14 protein-coding genes are annotated in these 18,388 nt (G+C 38.7%); 6 read left to right on the top strand and 8 right to left on the bottom strand.

Annotated elements, in window-relative coordinates; all coding sequences use genetic code 11:
- Positions 1-1,032: ATP-dependent helicase (locus tag ACIQ32_RS07435; protein ID WP_396195057.1), on the bottom strand; the 1,032-nt coding region annotated here is incomplete at its 3' end.
- 94 nt (positions 1,033-1,126) lie between these two features.
- Here ACIQ32_RS07435 and ACIQ32_RS07430 point away from each other — a divergent pair.
- Positions 1,127-1,699, top strand: coding sequence for a hypothetical protein (locus ACIQ32_RS07430; RefSeq protein WP_396195056.1), 573 nt, complete (start codon positions 1,127-1,129; stop codon positions 1,697-1,699).
- 47 nt (positions 1,700-1,746) lie between these two features.
- Here ACIQ32_RS07430 and ACIQ32_RS07425 read toward each other — a convergent pair whose 3' ends face one another.
- The 5 genes from ACIQ32_RS07425 to ACIQ32_RS07405 form a co-directional block, all read right to left on the bottom strand.
- Positions 1,747-3,519 (bottom strand): hypothetical protein, encoded by a 1,773-nt coding sequence (locus ACIQ32_RS07425; protein ID WP_396195055.1) that lies wholly within the window; start codon positions 3,517-3,519, stop codon positions 1,747-1,749.
- A gap of 96 nt (positions 3,520-3,615) precedes the next feature.
- Entirely contained in the window at positions 3,616-5,613 is a 1,998-nt protein-coding gene (locus ACIQ32_RS07420) for a cytochrome c biogenesis protein CcdA (RefSeq protein ID WP_396195054.1), read from the bottom strand.
- Entirely contained in the window at positions 5,613-6,923 is a 1,311-nt protein-coding gene (gene tilS / locus ACIQ32_RS07415) for a tRNA lysidine(34) synthetase TilS (RefSeq protein WP_396195053.1), read from the bottom strand. The genes ACIQ32_RS07420 and tilS overlap by 1 nt, the downstream gene beginning before the upstream one ends.
- A gap of 16 nt (positions 6,924-6,939) precedes the next feature.
- Positions 6,940-7,677, bottom strand: coding sequence for a hypothetical protein (locus ACIQ32_RS07410; protein WP_396195052.1), 738 nt, complete (start codon positions 7,675-7,677; stop codon positions 6,940-6,942).
- A gap of 77 nt (positions 7,678-7,754) precedes the next feature.
- Positions 7,755-9,041: an anthranilate synthase component I family protein gene (locus tag ACIQ32_RS07405; protein ID WP_396195051.1), complete on the bottom strand. Its 1,287-nt coding sequence runs from the start codon at positions 9,039-9,041 to the stop codon at positions 7,755-7,757.
- A gap of 161 nt (positions 9,042-9,202) precedes the next feature.
- On the opposite strand from ACIQ32_RS07405, the gene ACIQ32_RS07400 reads away from it, so the two are divergent.
- Positions 9,203-9,577, top strand: a complete 375-nt coding sequence (locus tag ACIQ32_RS07400) for a DoxX family protein (RefSeq protein ID WP_396195050.1) — start codon at positions 9,203-9,205, stop codon at positions 9,575-9,577.
- A gap of 48 nt (positions 9,578-9,625) precedes the next feature.
- Here ACIQ32_RS07400 and ACIQ32_RS07395 read toward each other — a convergent pair whose 3' ends face one another.
- On the bottom strand, positions 9,626-10,261 hold the full coding sequence (locus tag ACIQ32_RS07395; protein ID WP_396195049.1) for a peroxiredoxin: 636 nt from the start codon (positions 10,259-10,261) through the stop codon (positions 9,626-9,628).
- Positions 10,262-10,478: 217 nt separating this feature from the next.
- Between ACIQ32_RS07395 and ACIQ32_RS07390 the strand changes: the two genes are divergently transcribed.
- The 4 genes from ACIQ32_RS07390 to ACIQ32_RS07375 all read left to right on the top strand — a co-directional run bounded on the left by ACIQ32_RS07390 (position 10,479) and on the right by ACIQ32_RS07375 (position 17,417).
- Positions 10,479-12,158, top strand: coding sequence for an amino acid permease (locus ACIQ32_RS07390; RefSeq protein ID WP_396195048.1), 1,680 nt, complete (start codon positions 10,479-10,481; stop codon positions 12,156-12,158).
- A gap of 110 nt (positions 12,159-12,268) precedes the next feature.
- Complete coding sequence (locus tag ACIQ32_RS07385; protein ID WP_396195047.1) at positions 12,269-15,556, top strand: amidohydrolase family protein; 3,288 nt, start codon at positions 12,269-12,271, stop codon at positions 15,554-15,556.
- 294 nt (positions 15,557-15,850) lie between these two features.
- The gene (locus ACIQ32_RS07380) at positions 15,851-16,309 is read left to right on the top strand and encodes a DUF4440 domain-containing protein (RefSeq protein ID WP_396195046.1); all 459 of its coding nucleotides are present in this window, start codon (positions 15,851-15,853) and stop codon (positions 16,307-16,309) included.
- A gap of 178 nt (positions 16,310-16,487) precedes the next feature.
- A complete protein-coding gene (locus tag ACIQ32_RS07375) occupies positions 16,488-17,417 on the top strand; it encodes an alpha/beta hydrolase (protein ID WP_396195045.1) in 930 nt (309 codons plus the stop codon).
- Positions 17,418-17,895: 478 nt separating this feature from the next.
- On the opposite strand, the gene ACIQ32_RS07370 is transcribed toward ACIQ32_RS07375, so the two are convergent.
- Positions 17,896-18,388 (bottom strand): hypothetical protein (locus ACIQ32_RS07370; protein WP_396195044.1); only part of this gene is annotated, 493 nt, incomplete at its 5' end.

The raw sequence follows: 18,388 nt of genomic DNA, 5'->3' as shown, positions 1-18,388 counted from the left end.
ATCAAAAATTTCTCCGGCTACAAATCGGCCTTCTTCTCCGTCGGTTATGCTGCGGTGGACTTTTATTTTCGGACCAAAATCGTTGGCCGTCCACACCACTTTGTCGAGTTTGGTTTTGTTTTTATCGATAATCGAATTGGCCGCTTCTACTATGTTCTTGGTAGAACGGTAGTTTTGCTCCAATCGATAGGTTTTTACGTTGTCGTAATCTTTTTGGAAATTCAGAATATTATTGATGTTGGCACCACGAAAAGCATAAATACTCTGAGCATCATCGCCTACCACACAAATATTTTGGAACCTGTCTGACAAAGCCCTTACAATTAAGTATTGCGAATGGTTGGTGTCTTGGTACTCATCGACTAAAATATATCGGAATCTATCCTGGTATTTGGCCAAAACATCCGGAAAACGATTCAACAATTCGTTAGTTTTAAGCAACAAATCGTCAAAATCCATAGCACCGCTTTTGAAGCAACGTTCTACATATTGCTGGTAAATTTCACCCATGCGTGGCTTTTTGCTCATGGCATCGGCTTCCATCAACTCAGGATTATTGAAATAGGCTTTAACCGTAATTAAAGAGTTTTTGTATGAAGAAATCCGACCGTAAACTTGTTTGGGTTTGTAAATGTCCTTGTCCAATTGCATTTCTTTGATGATGGCCGAAATCAATCGCACACTGTCTTGGGTATCATAAATGGTAAAATTCGACGGATAACCGAGTTTTTCCGCTTCAATACGCAATATTTTAGCAAACACCGAGTGAAAGGTTCCCATCCAAAGGTTCTTGGCTTCGTTATTCCCAACAATATCCGAAATACGCTTTTTCATTTCGCGTGCGGCTTTGTTAGTAAAGGTTAGGGCCAAAATATTAAAAGCATCCACTCCTAAACTCATCAAATAAGATATACGAACCGTCAACACCCGCGTTTTACCCGAACCGGCGCCGGCTATAATAATCATCGGACCGTCTTTTTGAAAAACCGGTGCTTGTTGGGCTTCGTTGAGTTGGGCAATGTATTGTTGCATTTCAGGTACTAAGTTGCTAAGGTTCTGAGGCACTAAGGCTAATAATCGTAAGGAACAAATTTAAGGTTACTTCTGTTGAATTGCAATACAGTATATGGCGTATTTCTATTATATTTGTCAACAATTTTTAGTCGATATCCCTATGAATGCAGATAAAATACTTGAGTTACTGATGTATACTGTTCCGTCGCTGGTAACCGGTGGTGTGGCGTATTATTTGTTTGACAGTTATTTCAAAGACCAACAACATACGCGCCGTTGGTTGTTGCAAAAAGAAAATCAAAAACAAGCGTTGCCTTTGCGATTGCAGGCTTATGAAAGAATGGCTTTGTTTTTAGAGCGCATTAATCCGGCTAAGTTGCTGATTCGTGTAGCGCCTTTAGGGACGAATAAAGAAGAGTACCAAAACCTCATCATTCGACACATCGAGCAAGAATTTGAACACAATTTGACACAGCAAGTGTATATATCCGATGACTGTTGGACGATGATTATAACCGCTAAAAACACCATTATTCAAAACATACGGAAAGCCACTGCTGATGATACCGTAAAAAGTGCCGATGAATTGAGAGAAAAAATCCTGAGCAACTTATTGCAGGATGAAGTCGCCACCAATGTGGCACTCGCCTTTTTGAAAAGTGAAGTCAGTGAGATTTTAGGATAAAAAAAGCCCCGAAAAATTCGGGGCTTTTTTATGGTAATTGTTATAAATTAATTATCTCGTATAACGTGAGCCACACCGGTTAAGGTATGCAATCCCGTACTATCTGTAAAAGTGCCGCTGAAAGTCATATCGATATATTGACCAATAGCACCCACCTGATTTAAATTAAACTGAATAGTATTGGTTGTAGTTGATGCTATATAACCTACTCCATTGCCTTCCATAGAAAATTGGGCTGTAGTATATACTCCAGGAACATTGGTATTACCCCAAATATATAAACCTCCTGTTGTTGAGGAAGCATTGAGGTATAAACTATTCTGATTAATTGTTCCCTGAGATGTTGTACCGCCACTTACTTGCTGAATAAAAAACACCGGAGAACCACCGTCAATTTGGTAAGAAATAAATTCATCGACAGCGGTACAAGCCTGGAGATTTCCAATAGTAGTAATTGGCGCTGTAAAATTATAAGCGATAGAATCCGTTTGCTGAAGATTATCCAAATCAAATCCTTTTAAAGTGAACTGAGTATTACTTGGACAATAAATTTCATTAAAGCTGAAAGCGCCATTGGTTACAGGTGAAACAGAGTAACCTCCGGCTCTGTTTAAGATTACGTATCCGTTTGTGACATTGGTATTGTTACATTTTACTAAATTTCCAACTACATTGGAGCTAATAGTCGTTGGAGAATTATTGATCACAATGTTTGGCAAAGTTGTATTGGCAGTAAAGGGTCCTATAGAAGTGGTGTAAATAACATTGCTTGAATTACAACTGTAGTAATCCGGATAAACATTCAGAACCATGGTTTGATTGGACGGAACCAAGCCTGAAACTTGACCATTGTTGTTAGTGTAACCCATTACCGGCCAAGTATTTCCATTAGCAATTAATCCAACGCCAACGTTTGAGATTCCGTTGCCATTAGCATCTACTACAGTGACTGTTAAGGTAACTACCGGAAATAGCACATCACAATTCCACCAAGAAAAATGCGATACTTCACCCACGTATTTGTTCCCTACTTTTGTAGCAACACCCTCTTGTTTCCAATAGCCTTTCTCTTCATCAAAATGCCATAAAGGAATGGTATTAGGTGCTGTTGCCAATTGGCTGTCATCGATTCGCATAGTAATTTCGGCGGTATGTCCTTCTTTAAGATTTAATTTTTGTCCGCCACTGCCACGCAATTCCACATTAATCATTCCGAAAGTTTCTAAAACCGCTTGTTGATTTGTCTCAGTTTGTGCGTACAACATACCGGGCATCAATTGGTTAATGTTTTCATCTGTTGGTGTTAAATGAAACATGGAAACTTGAACCGCACCGTTATAATTGTTGCCATTAGCATCTTGAAAAGCACCATCAAAAACCACTTTGGTTCCCGAATAAATAGACACTTCGCTATTGACACCCGATTGAATAGTTTCTATAGGAGAATTGGGCAACAACATGATTTTGACATTGTTTTTTCCTGTAGTAGGCACCATCGAGCGCGAACCGTCAATGTATCCTGATTTTGTGGCTTTGATGAAAGCGAATCGTTGATTTACATTGGCACCATTGAGCATAAAAACACCATTAACATCGGTTTGTGTCGTTGAGGAACCAATTTTAATGGTTACCCCTTGTATAGGATCGTTATTGGTATCAACTACTTGCCCAATAAAATCTCGGCTGACTTCATTTCCGAAGTTTTGAGAAAAGGTTTCGTCATTCGGGCCTGAATTCTGATTTCCGCCATCGTTTGACTCACAGGAGGAAAAATTTACCGCTAAAAAAAGCAGTAAAAACAAGGAAAGGATTTTTTTCATATTGATTAGGTTTACAGTGAAGATAGTCAAAAAGCATTTAAGTTGCGTCAGAAAAGCTATAAAAAACAAAAATCCCGACTGCATCGGGATTTTTAATTATTTGAATTTGGCTATGCCGTCGAGCAACCAATCCTTGTATTTTTCCACTTCAGGATCATAACTCGTAGAACCGTCGGAAATGGTATTGCCTTCTAAGTCGAGGATTAAATATTGCGGTTGTGTATTGGTTTGGTAACGGGTAATTTGAAAATCACTCCATTTATTCCCAACTGTTTCAATCTCTTTTCCGGTTTGTTTGGAAACGTATTTTTCGTTTTCCGGCAATTCTTTTTTCTCGTCTACATACAAAGAAATCAACACTAAATCGTTTTTAAGAATATTTAGTACTTCTTTATCCGACCATACATAATCTTCCATTTTTCGGCAGTTTTCACAACCGTGACCGGTAAAATCAAGTAATACAGGCTTGTTTACTTTCTTAGCATACGCCATACCGGCTTCGTAGTCTAAAAAGGTGATTAAACCGTGGGATATCTTTTTGGTATGTTCAGGAAGCTTTTCGCCGGTATCTACTACAGCAGCACTTCCGCCAACACCATCAGGACTTTCACTGTAGTACAAAGGCGGTGGGAAACCGGAAAGCACTTTTAAAGGCGCACCCCATAAACCGGGAATTAAGTAAAAGGTAAAGGAAGTCACCAACAACGCCATAAACAATCGACCAACTGAAATATGTGATAACTGACTGTCGTGTGGCAAGGTAATTTTCCCAAACAAATACAACGCCCAAGCTCCGAAAACGGCTATCCATATGGCTAAGAATAATTCTCTCGGCAGCCAATGAGATTGGGTCACCAAATCTGCTTTAGACAAAAATTTAAAGGCCAAAGCCAATTCTAAAAAGCCTAACGAGACTTTTACGGTATTCAACCAACCACCCGATTTGGGTAACGAATTCATCCAACCCGGGAACATGGCAAACAACATGAACGGCAACGCTAAGGCTAAGGAAAAACCAACCATTCCCACGATTGGTGCCAATCCACCTTTGGAAGCTGCTTCTACTAGAAGCGTTCCAATGATGGGTCCGGTACAAGAAAACGAAACAATAGCCAAGGCCAAAGCCATGAATAAAATCCCAATAAATCCGCCTCTATCCGCTTGGCGGTCGACTTTGTTAGCCCAAGAATTCGGCAATACAATTTCGAAAGCACCCAAGAAGGAAGCGGCGAAAAAGATTAATAAGAAGAAAAATATCAAATTAAACCAAACGTTAGTCGATAACGCATTCAAAGCATCCGAACCAAAAACGGCCGTAACAAGCGAGCCTAAAATAACATATATAATAATGATTGACAAACCGTATAAAATGGCGTTTCTTTTGCCTTCGGCTTTGTTTTTACTTTGTTTGGTAAAGAAGCTCACCGTCATCGGAATCATTGGAAACACACAAGGGGTTAACAAAGCGGCAAAACCACCTAAAAAGGCCAAAATAAAAATAGTCCACAGCCCTTTTTGTTCTTCCGGTTTGGATTTTAACAGTGTAGTTGTTTTGTTTGGAGCTGATTCTTGTGTGGCATCTTTTATTGTATTTACGCTAACAGTATCCTTAACTTCAGGAGTAACTACAGTCTCAGCTATAGTGATTTTAGGCAATTGAAACGTAAACGTATTGTCTTGATTGATACACACTTCTTTACAAACTTGGTAATCAACCGAAGCTTTGATGGTGGTGATTTTCGGATTGATTGCCTTGATTTTTTGGATGAAGGTCGCTTTCTTTTCGAAGTAATATTCGTCTACTTCAAAAACATCGTTGTATTGTTTTTTATACGGACTTTCTTTGACTTTCCCGATGAGTTCATAATTGCCTTTCGCGTCTTTGAACTTGAATTCTGCGGGCAGCGGTCCGTTTTCCGGAGTAAACTGAGAGTAAACGTGCCATTCGTCGTCGATTTTGGCTTCCATAACCAAATTGAATTCGGTGTCACTGATTTTCTCTACACGGCTCGTCCATTTTACAGGATTGACCATTTGGCCTTGAGCAGTGAGTAGTGTAAAAAAACTGAAAAGCAAAAAAAGTACTTTCTTCATTAGGCTTCGTAATTAATTTTTAAAATTTTGGTGGTGTTGGCTGTAGCTATAAACCTTTCATCGGGTCTTTTCCCTACTATCCAAACAATTTTATCATCGGAACAAAGCAACCAAACGTTAGCTTTATCCAAAAGAGAATATTTTTCGTCTTTGAAAAACTTACTCAATTTCTTTTTCCCGCTCATACCTGAAGGTTGGATAACATCACCTTCTTGCCAACGTCTTAAGGTTAAAGGAAACTGCAGCAAATCTTCATCGACAAAGATAACATTACTCGATTGATTCGAAATGTCACTTACGTTACAAAAGCTCATTTTTAAGGGAACTTTAACTTCGGCTTGGTCTTTTGGAATCCAATACATTTCCTCACTCACTCTGGTTTGCTTGGTAAATAATAGCAAAACATTTCTGTTTTTCAGTAAAATATGGGAATCCGACAAGACTTGCTTACCCGATTGTGCCACCAACAAATCGTATACGGCTGTCCAATCCGAAAAGCCGAAAGGTTGCAGCCATTCGTACAAATAGGCTTTGTAATTTCGGTATTTCAGCAACTTATCAAGGTCGATTACGGCATGATTATCCTCTTCATTGACCACTTTTTGATACAAACTCTTAACTGCGTCTTCTGCTAAAGATTGGGTTTGTTTCAAATGGGTAATCGTATTGTTAAAAGAAGCCAACAAACTCGGATTGAGTGCTTTTAAAACCGGAATCACGTCATGACGCAACTTGTTACGCAGGTATTTATCCGATGCGTTGCTGCTGTCTTCACGCCATGGAATGTTATTTTCGGCAGCATAAGTTGCAATTTCTTTTTGAGAGAAAACCAACAGCGGTCGGACAATCTTATCGTTTTGTTCCGGAATGCCTATTAAACCTTCAATACCGGAACCGCGGGTGAAATTGATTAAGAAAGTCTCTAAACTGTCATCGAGATGATGCGCAGTTAAAATATAATCGAAATTATGGTTGGCTAACAGCGTATAAAACCATTCGTAGCGCAGGTTTCGGGCCACGACCTGAATGGAAAGCTTATTTTTTTCGGCAAAAGCTTTGGTGTCGAAGCGCTCTGTAAAGATTGGTATTTGGAATTTCTCCATTTGGAGTTTTACAAAATTTTCATCTTCGTTGCTTTCTTCGCCACGCAATTGAAAATTACAATGCGCTATGGTAAAATCAAGTTGGAATTGATGGCATAAATTGACCAAAACCATACTATCGATACCGCCGCTTACAGCCAATAACAACTTTTTCCCTTTAAGAAAGGAAAGGTTTGTATTCAGGTGGTTTTGGAATTTTGACAGCATATTCAAAGGTAGTAATCTACTTCGTTTTTATTTCTATGGCACCGTTTTTTGCTTTTATGCCATATTTTATTTCAGCATTATTTCCTTTGATTACATTAACCGACTTAATTCTGTCGGAATCCAAAGCCATATACTCTTTTTCTGAAGTTTCTTTTCCGTCAATAATGTAAAGTGGTTTTAGATTTTCATTTACATGATTATAAGAACATTCAAAAAAAACATCAATTGATTGTGTCAACTGTTCCTGATTGATTACTTGGCTAACATCTTGAATCACTGTGTTTGTCTTGTAAATTTTCAAAACAATATCACTTCCATCATCTTTAATCATTTCATAATAACGAAAACACTTATTGGGTGTCATCTCAATTCGCGCAGTATACATAGTAAGCATTTTTGAAACGGTTAAAGCTTTCATTTCTATATATTTTCCGTCCGGCAAGTACCCTTTAAATTCTTTGGTTAAATGTATCTTTTGAATTACATTTTGACCATTTTTTGGTTCATAGAATCTAACACCGGGAAATAATCTGCTTTTATAGCCAAATTTAATTTCCGGATTACCGTCTTCAGTAGCATATTCTTTGCAAAAATCTTTTTGATCAATTGCCACCAGTTTTATTTCAGGATCCATTTTTCTTAAATCATCTAACGTTAATGGACAAAAATTTAATTTAAAGAGGTTGACCGGTTGCTCCTGGGAAAAAATATACTGACAGAAGAGCACCAGCAATATGGTTAGATTTTTTTTCATTTTAAAAGTAATTAATGACTAATTGTAAATGTAAAAATATTTAAATCATTATTTCGAAAGTAATTCCAACTGCATATTTATTTACTTAAAACCTCGAACATCGCCTTAGCTTTCAACAAACACTCCTCGTATTCTTGTTCCGGATCGGCTTGCGAAGTAATGGCACTTCCTACCGAAAAAGACAAATACTTGTTTTGCGCATTGTATAAAATACTTCGGATTACTACATTGAAATCGAAGTCGTTGTTAGGCGTAAAATAACCAACGGCACCGCTGTACAAACCGCGTTTGGTTTCTTCTAAATCCTCGATGATTTTCATGGCGGAAATTTTAGGCGCTCCGGTCATGCTGCCCATGGGAAAAGTGCTTTTTAAAATTGCTATAGGTGAAGTTGAATTTTCTACTGTAGCAACTACTGTAGAAATCATTTGATGCACCTGCTCGAAAGAATAAATACCGCATAATTCTTCTACCACAACAGAACCTTTGGTAGCCGTGTGTGATAAATCGTTGCGAACCAAGTCGACGATCATGATATTTTCGGAACGTTCTTTGGGATTTTGAGCCAAGTCGGATTTAGATTGTTCATCCAACTCTTTATCCGAATGGCGTTTGGCGGTTCCTTTGATGGGTTGAGAAATGACTTTGTTCCCTTCTTTCCGCAGATAACGTTCCGGCGAAGCACAAAGCAAATACTGATGGTTGTGCTTGAAGTATGTCGCAAACGGCGGATGAGAAATGGCATTCAACTTAAAATAAATGTCCACCGGTTCAATACAAGCGTTTTCGGCATAAAATTCCATACAAAAATTGGCTTCGTAAATATCTCCGCGATGGATGTGGGAAAGCATTTCGGTTACTTTCTCCAAATAGCTTTCTTTAGCAATGCGTTGTTGTATGGTTGGTTGTCGGTTGTCGGTTGTCGGTTGTCGGTAAGTAAATATGTCTTCAAAATCGGATTCGATTTCGTCGTCGCACAAACGTAAATACTGAATCTCCAAAACATTTTCTTTCAGCAAAAACAACTTTTTGGGTTGGAAGAAAAACAAATCGGGAAAATCCAAACCGTCAAAATTGCCGGAAGTCAAATCTTCTGTATCGTTTTTTAAATCATAAGAAAGATAACCGAACAACCAATCTTTAGTTTGTTGTTGGTATTGTTTTAAATCCTCAAATGCATTGACATAATCGGTCTTTACTGAAGTAAAAGCATCAACCGCTAAAATACAGTCATAACTCGAGTATTGTTGGTGATAGTGGTTAGCATCTAAAAAAACGACCTCGTTGAATTGTTGTGCCCAATTCAGTAATTGATTTTTAAATAAAGAAGTCTTGTTTATTTTTTTAGTGACAACGGTTCTCAACGAGTGTACTTTTAGAATTCCAAAAATACAATAAAAAAAGATGATTTTCTTTTTCGGTCAGATAAGACACAAATAATTGGCAATGAAATAATTACCTCAAAAACTATCTACCGTAACTTTTTTAACTAACTTTGATAGAACAACTCAAAACTGTAAAAAATATGAAATTAGCCACCACAATTATCCGAGTCTTAATCGGACTCTTTTTACTGTTTGCCTCTATCAGTTTCTTTTTGAAATTAGCTCCCGAAACCGAAGCCACCGGAAATTTTAAAGCGTTTAATACCGGATTGGTCGCTTCAGTTTATTTGATTCCGTTAGCCAAAGCGGTTGAATTATTATGTGGTTTGTCGTATGTAACCGGAAAATTTGTGACTTTGGCTAATATTGTTATTCTTCCGGTGACCTTGAATATTTTATTGATCAATTATTTCATGTCGCCCGAAACTTTACCTATTGCCGCTGCCCTTTTCTTAGGTAATTTGTTTCTGATTTGGCGGTATTGGCACAATTACAAATCGGTTTTTACACCATAAAAAAACGTCCCGAATAATCGGGACGTTCTTGTATTATTCAGGGTCTAATTAATTTTGACTTAAATAAGCAGCGGTGCTCAAACGGTCAGCAGTCATAGCTTCTTGTCCTTTATTCCAATTGGCCGGACAAACTTCACCGACAGTTTGCACGTGAGTGTAAGCATCAATCAGTCTTAAAAACTCGTTTACATTTCTTCCCAATGGCATATCGTTTACACTTTCGTGGAATATTTTACCGGTTTCATCTATTAAATAAGTAGCTCTGAAAGTCACGTTAGAACCTTCTAATATTTCGTCATTCAACTCCGCATTATAAACCCATTCGGCGTCTAAAATATCTAACGCAGCTGATAAATTTCTGGTAGTATCGGCAATTAAAGGATAAGTAACCCCTTGTATTCCACCGTTATTTTTTGGCGTATTCAACCAGGCAAAGTGCACTTCATTGGTATCACAAGAAGCACCGATAACGATGGTGTTTCTGTTTTCAAACTCACCAATAGCGGTTTGGAAAGCGTGTAATTCAGTCGGGCATACAAAAGTGAAATCTTTCGGGTACCAAAATAAAAGCACTTTCTTGTTGTTTTGGGTCGCTTCTTCAAGCACGTTGATTCTTAAATTTTCTCCTTTGTGTGAGATGGCATCTACCGAAATGTTTGGGAATTTTTTACCTACTAATGACATAATGTGTATGGATTAAATGTTATTTTTTTCGAGGGGCAAAGGTACTCCGTTACTCTTTTTAAAAAAAGCACCTTTGATTATATTTTTTTAATTGATTCAATGCCTTTGGCTTTATCCAAAATTCGAGACAAACGTATTTAAAAAATAAGATTAAAAACATGATTTTTGTTATCTTATCTTATATTTGTTTTTTACTTAACATAACGCAACCAAAACTATGTCATTATCCAACCTGTTCCGAAAAAAATCGACGTCTGTAATTTTAAAAGAAGGTGGCGACGGAGAACATTCGGGTTTAAACAAAGTCCTTACCGTAAAAGACTTAACCTTTTTTGGAATAGCGGCCATCATAGGTGGCGGAACCTTTAGTGCAATAGGAAACGCTTGTTTTTCAGGCGGTCCTGGCGTGGTGATTTTGTACATCATTTGCGCTATCGCTTGTGGCTTTACGGCTATGTGCTATGCAGAATTTGCCTCTCGTGTGCCGGTTTCCGGTAGTGCTTACACTTATGCCTATGTCTCTTTCGGAGAATTATTTGCTTGGATAATCGGTTGGGCTCTATTGATGGAATACTCCATCGGCAACATTTACATTGCATTTTCTTGGAGTGGTTATTTTACCAATTTACTGGAAAGTTTCCACATCCATTTACCCGAATGGTTGACTATAAATTACAAATCCGCTCAAGATGCTTTATTAGCCAATAAACCCGGAGAAGGCTTGACGGCTTGGAATACCGCACCAACACTTGGCGGATTAAGAATCATTTTTGATTTACCGGCTGTAGTGATTAATGTGCTGATTACTTATTTGGTTTATAAAGGTACCAAAGAATCTAAAAACTTCAGCAATGCGATGGTATACATCAAATTAGCCATTATCATTTTAGTCATTATTGTAGGGGCAATGTATGTTGACATCGATAACTGGACACCGTTTATGCCTAATGGATTTGGTGGTGTAATGGCCGGTGTTTCCGCTGTTTTCTTTGCTTACATTGGATTTGATGCGGTGTCAACCCTAGCCGAAGAAAGCAAAAACCCACAACGCGATTTGCCTCGCGGTATGATTTATTCCTTAGTGATTTGTACAATTGTCTACATCATTCTCGCTTTGGTATTGACTGGTATGGTAAAATATGATTTGTTGGGCGTGAGCGATCCGTTAGCAGAAATCTTTGCTTTGAAAGGTGTAAAATGGATGTTATTTATTGTATCTATCGCCGCAGTTGTGGCCATGACCAGTGTGATGTTGGTTTTCCAAATGGGACAACCGCGAATTTGGATGACCATGAGTCGAGACGGATTAATGCCAAAGAAATTTTCCGAAATTCACCCTAAACACAAAACCCCCGGATTCGCAACCATAGTGACCGGATTGGTGGTAGGCATTCCGATTTTCTTTACCGATGAAAACTTTGTACTCGATTTTACCAGTATCGGAACTTTATTTGCTTTTGTATTAGTTTGTGGTGGTGTGTTGATGTTGTCTCCTCAAAGTGAAGCCGAATTGGCCGAACGCGCTACCAAAGGAAAGTTCAGAATTCCGTATATCAATTCGAAGTATATTTTTCCTTTGATTTGTTTGGGTGCGTTTGGGGCGGTGCAATACTTTTTACCGACATTCTTCCCGAAAACCTTTAGTTATTCTGACAACTTTTTTGCCGAAAACGCTCCTATGGTAGTGTTTATCATTTTATGTTTAGTAATGGCGGTATTGGCTTTTCTCAAAAACTTGTCCTTGATTCCTTTATTAGGATTAGTTTCTTGTTGTTATTTATTAACCGGAATGGCCGTATCCAACTGGCAATGGTTTGGTATTTGGTTGGTGATAGGTCTAATCGTTTATTTCTTATACGGTTACAAGAACAGTAAACTGAACCGGTTGAATTCGTAAGGGTTTAAAGAAAAGGGATAAGGAAAAAGTTTTAGTTTCTTATCCCTTTTCCTTTTTAACTTGTCCATTTATTTAATTACTTTTATGCATTGAAGTACAAACAACAACTCATGATATACAGAAAAATTTCTTTATTACTTATTGCAGTAACTTTCAGCATAGCCAATGCACAAGAAAAAACCGAAACCCCAAAATGGGAGGTTGCCAAACCCGGTGATACTTTTAATTACAAAACCCAAAACTTCACCACTTCCGAAGGCACTTGGATGAACTTAGATGTCAGTCCGGACGGAACGACTATCGTTTTCGATTTGTTGGGCGATATTTATACCATGTCGATTTCCGGTGGCAAAGCCAAAGTATTGCGTTCGGGTATTCCATTTGAAATCCAACCCCGTTTTAGTCCGGATGGGAAGAAAATTGCTTTTACCAGCGATGCCGGTGGTGGCGATAACCTTTGGATAATGAATGCCGATGGTAGTAATGCCAAACAAATTTCTAAAGAAGATTTCCGGCTGATGAGCAATCCGGCTTGGATGCCTGACGGGAATTATTTGGTAGGCCGTAAAAACTTTACCTCCCAACGTTCTGCCGGTGCCGGTGAAATGTGGCAATACCATATCAGTGGCGGAAGCGGCGTACAATTAACCAAACGCAAAAACGACCAACAAGACGTTAATGAGCCTAATATTTCCAAAGACGGAAAATACCTGTACTTTAGCGAAGATATTTATCCTGGCGGTTATTTCCAATACAACAAAGATCCGCACAACGAAATTTACGTCATTAAACGCTACGAATTCGAAACCGGAAAAATTGAAACCATTACCGGCGGACCGGGTGGCGCAGCAAGACCTCAAGTGTCTCCCGATGGAAAGAAATTAGCTTTCATCAAAAGAATCGGAACCAGCACGGTTTTATACTTACACGATTTAGAAACCGGAGAAGAATGGCCGGTGTTTGACAAACTCGACAAAGACCAACAAACCGCTTGGGCTTTATTTGGGGTATATCCTAATTTCAATTGGATGCCGAATAACGAAGAGGTTATTATTTGGTTTGGTGGTAAAATCAATAAAATCAATACCAAAACTTTAAGTGTAACTAATATTCCGTTTACTGTGGATGTGGCGATTGAAGTGGCCGACAGAGTGCATTTCAATACCCCTATTGCCGATGATGAATTTACAGTGAAAATGATACGCGATGCGGTAACTTCACCGGATGGAAAAACTTTAGCTTTCAGAGCTTTGGGCTATATATGGACTAAAGCATTGCCTAATGGAACTCCGAAACGTTTAACCGGTGGAACCGATTTTGAAGCCGAACCCTCTTTTACTGCCGACAGCAAAAGTATTGTTTATGTAACTTGGAATGATACCGAATTGGGCAGTATCAGAAGAATTGGTTTAGACGGCAAAAATTCGATAAAACTCACTAACGAAAAAGGAATATACAGAACACCTTCCCTATCACCCGATGGCAAAACCATAGTGTATAGAAAAGAAGACGGCAACTTGGACCAAGGATTATCTTTTGCAAAAAAACCCGGACTTTACACTATGAGCAGTATCGGTGGTAAAGCCAAATTTATTGGCTCTAATGGCGAATACCCATTGTTTACCAAAGACGGTAACCGCATATTTTTCCAAACCGGCGGTGTGTTTTTCGGTAGTTTGACCAAAGAATTGAAGAGCGTGGATTTGAATGGTAAAGACGAAAGAACACATGTCAAAGCCAAATACGCCAATAGATTAGTGCCTAGCCCTGATAACCAATGGATTGCTTTTATGCATTTGCACAAAGCCTATGTAGCACCCTTAAATATGAACGGTCAGGAAGCCGATTTAGACAATAAAACTACTGCCGTTCCTGTATCTGAATTGTCGAAAGATGCCGGAATTAATTTGCATTGGGCCGCTAACAGCCAAAAAGTAATGTGGACACTTGGCGATAATTATTATGTAAACGATATCAAAGACCGCTTTACGTTCTTGCCCGGTTCGCCCGAAAAAGTGCAAAAACCAACCGACAACGGTACCAAAATCGGTTTAATCGCCAAAGCAGACAAACCCAAAGGTAAGTTGGCCTTAACCAATGCCCGAATCATCACAATGAACGGTGATAAAGTCATAGAAAAAGGCACGCTTATCATCAACCAAAATCGCATTGAAGCCTTAGGTACAGCTACCGAAGTAACCGTTCCTGCCGACGCTCGCGTATACGACTTAACCGGAAAAACCTTAATACCCGGAATGGTTGATGCTCACGCACACGTAGGTGCTTTCCGTTATGGACTGACCACCCAACAAAATTGGCAATTTTATGCTAATTTGGCTTATGGCGTAACCACTTCTCACGATCCGTCTTCCAATACCGAATCGATATTCACCCTTTCGGAGATGGTAAAGAGTGGTGCTATTGTTGGCCCACGGATTTATTCAACCGGATTTATTTTATATGGTGCCGATGGCGATTTTAAAGCGGTAGTAAATGACCTAGAGGATGCCCGATTTTCTATCAAACGCACCAAAGCATTCGGTGCCTTATCAGTAAAAAGTTATAACCAACCAAGACGCGACCAACGCCAACAAGTATTGCAAGCCGCTCGTGAAGAAGGTATTAACGTAGTACCCGAAGGCGGTTCGAACTTTTTCCATAACATGACCATGGTGATTGACGGTCATACCGGCGTAGAACACAACATTCCGATTACTCCGGTTTATAAAGATGTTTTGGAACTTTGGGGCAAAAGCGGTGTCGGTTACACGCCTACTTTGATTGTAAATTACGGAGGTTTGAATGCCGAATATTATTGGTACCAAAAAACCAAAGTCTATGAAGACAAAAAATTGCTGCAATTCACGCCAAGAGGCATCATCGATTCACGCGCACGTTTCCGCACTATGGCACCTGAAGAAGAATATGAAAACGACCATATCCTAACTGCTAAATCTGTAAAAGCTTTGGCTGATAACGGTGTCAAAGTCAATATGGGTGCGCACGGACAATTGCAAGGTTTGGGAGCGCATTGGGAATTGTGGAGCATCAATCAAGGCGGCATGAGCAATTTAGAAACCTTAAAAACCGCCACCATCAATGCTGCTAACTATATAGGCGCCGGAAAAGACATCGGTTCCTTGGAAGTAGGTAAATTGGCAGATATTTTGGTTTTAGATAAGAATCCGTTGGAGAACATTCAAAACTCGAACTCGTTGCGCTATACTATTGCCAATGGTAGAATGTACAATGCCGATACTATGAACGAAGAAGGCAACGAACCTAAAGCCCGTAAAAAATTCTATTGGGAAAACAGCAAATACAACGCCGCTTTCCCTTGGCACGAAGAAACAGAGAGTTTTATGGAGCACCATTGTTGTGATGCAATTCATAATTAAGTACGAAGTGAAAAGTACGAAGTACGAAGTAAAAAACCATTCGCGAAAGTGGGTGGTTTTTTTGTGAGGACTTGTGACACAGAGATTGACTGTGAAGGATGGTCTATTGATAAGAATTTTATGTTAATAACTTGATTTATAATCCCTATTGATGGGAATTGGTTGGTGGTGGGGAATTTTGTAAGTTTGAGATATAAGCAATAAATGGGTGATTGTATGGTCCTTACCTATGAATTCGCAGTTGTTTTAAGCAGATTATAGAATTCAAGAGTTAACGCAATTTTTAAAAGAAAAATGAAAAAAATCAATACTATCATTTTGGGGCTCTGTTTTACAGCGATATCCTTTGGACAAAGTGCCCTTAAACCTGAAGAATCGCAGTTAAAAGCATTAATTATTAAATCTTTTGACGAAATATGGTCTGAATTAAATTCTAAAAACATCAATAAATTTTACACCAAGGATTTTCTGCTTTTGGAAAATGGCGAAGTATGGAATAATGACACTATTGCCCAATATTTAGACAAAGCGATCCTTAAAAAACCGATGCCTACCCGAGTAAACACAATTGAAATTATTGATGTTAAAGTCTCCAATGGAACGGCATGGATTGCCTACAAAAACCAAGCGGAATTTACGGTTGATAATAAAATAATCAGAAAAGCGTATTGGCTGGAAAGTGCCACCGCCATTTTAACAGAAAACGGCTGGAAATTAGACATGCTTCATTCCACGAGGGTAAAAAATGAATAAAAAAACCGTTGGCGCGGATTTACACACGAGCAAAGCGACTGTCTAAGGAATCCGTGCCCACTAACTTGAGGTCTATTAAAATTCAAAAAGGAGTTTATATTTGTAATCAACAGTAATAAATCGACTCAGCTGTTGCGAGCTGCAATCCGGTAGCAGCAAGCTTAAACGACATTCAACTATGAAGAAAATTAATACTATCCTACTGGTGCTTTTTGTTTCAATAGTTTCTTATGGACAGAGAATCGAGACAGTTTACTTAAATGCTAATGACAGCACAACGAATATGTATGTTGCGGTTTTTCCAGAAAATGACATAGTGAAGTCATATATGATTTTGTTAGACGCATTTATAAATTCACCTAAAGATGTTTTACTACAAACAGACCTACCAAAATATGCTTCACAAAATGGTATATTAACTATTATTCCAATTCTAAAGACAGGTTCTTCTTTCTTTGGAAGTGATTCTCCTTCTCATCAATCGTTAAAAGAAATAATAGAAGTTGTGGTAAGTAAATACCAATTAAAAGACAAAGACTTTTTCATAGGTGGGTTTTCCATTGGTGGAACTTGTGCCGTAAAATATGCTGAGTTATCTATTCAAAACAACTATGCCATAAAACCAAAAGCCGTTTTTGCAATAGCCTCACCTCTTGATTGGGAACGGTATTATAATGCAGCCCAAAGAGTTGTTAGACTATCAAATCCTGATAAAATAAACCAAGAAGTTTTTTATATGATAGAAAGAATTGAGAAAGAAATGAAGGGCACACCAAAAACTGCAATAGAAAATTTTTATACCAATTCTCCTTATTCATTTTCTGACACAACACAAACAGCAATAAAAAACTTGATTAAAACACCTATAATGCTAATCTGTGAACCTGATATTCAATGGGGATTAAAAGAACGAGGTTACGACATCTCCTATAATAATATTACAGACCATTCGGCGATGATTAATGAGTTGCAGAGATTGGGAAATACCAATGCTGTTTTAGTCACAACAACAGACAAAGGATACAGACAACCTAATAATATAAAACATCCTATTTCTTGGAGTATCGCTGACCCCGAACAATTAATAAAATGGTTACAGTCACAATAACAACAAAGTATGCTGCTAACCCGACAGCGCTGATTTACAATGTGCTCTACAATACCTAAGTAAAAAAGGGATAAGGGATAACTGCCTACTGAACACTGAACACTGAATTTAACCGCAAAGCTCACTAAGATTTTATGTAATTAGTGGTTCGATTTTTTAGCACACAGATTACACGGATTAAACAGATTCTCACGGATTTTTTTATCTGTGTTTATCCGTAATATCCGTTTTATCCGTGTTCCAATACGCTAGCTGGAAAAAGGGTTTATTTTAACTCGAAGTTCACTAAGATTTCATGTAATTAGTGGTTCGATTTTTAGCACACAGATTACAGGGATTAAACAGATTTTCACGGATTTTTTTATCTGTGTTTATCTGTGTTATCCGTGTTCCAATACGCTAGCTGGAAAAGGGTTTGTTTTAACTCGAAGTTCACTAAGGCTTACTGTGCTTTGTGCCTTCTTAGTGCTCTTAGTGGTTACACTTGCGAAGCATTATTCTCATTGCCGTTAGCCCCAATTTGGTCCTGTTTCCGTTCCAAAAGCATTTTTTGATACACCAATAAATCGACCTGCAGTTCCAAAGCTAACACATCGGCTTTGCTTTGTTTTTGGAGCGAAGCTTTCACCCTATTCTCCAAAAGAGGCAACACATCCGGAGATACTTCGGGCAGTTCTGCGGCGTGTTCCCTTAGGAAATACAAGAGCTTCGTGGCTTTTTCGTTATAAGCATAGTTGGCCTGTGCCTTAATCAGTTTCCGGCTCAGTCGCTCGTACTGGTATTCGTTTTCCTTAATCAGTTTTTGAAGCGTTACGGCCTCCTGTGCCTGTTGTTCTTCCAGCGTTGCGGGCAGTTGAGCCTTGGCTTCGGGCGATTGGATGTATTTGAGCATGGCGCCCAACAGTACTTTAGAACGTTGAGGGAGATGACCTTTGCCCAACTCAAAACGGGACACGGTAGTGCGGTGAAGC

This window comes from Flavobacterium sp. (genome assembly GCF_044373165.1).
Classification (GTDB): domain Bacteria; phylum Bacteroidota; class Bacteroidia; order Flavobacteriales; family Flavobacteriaceae; genus Flavobacterium.
This window is presented reverse-complemented; position numbering and strand designations above follow the sequence as displayed.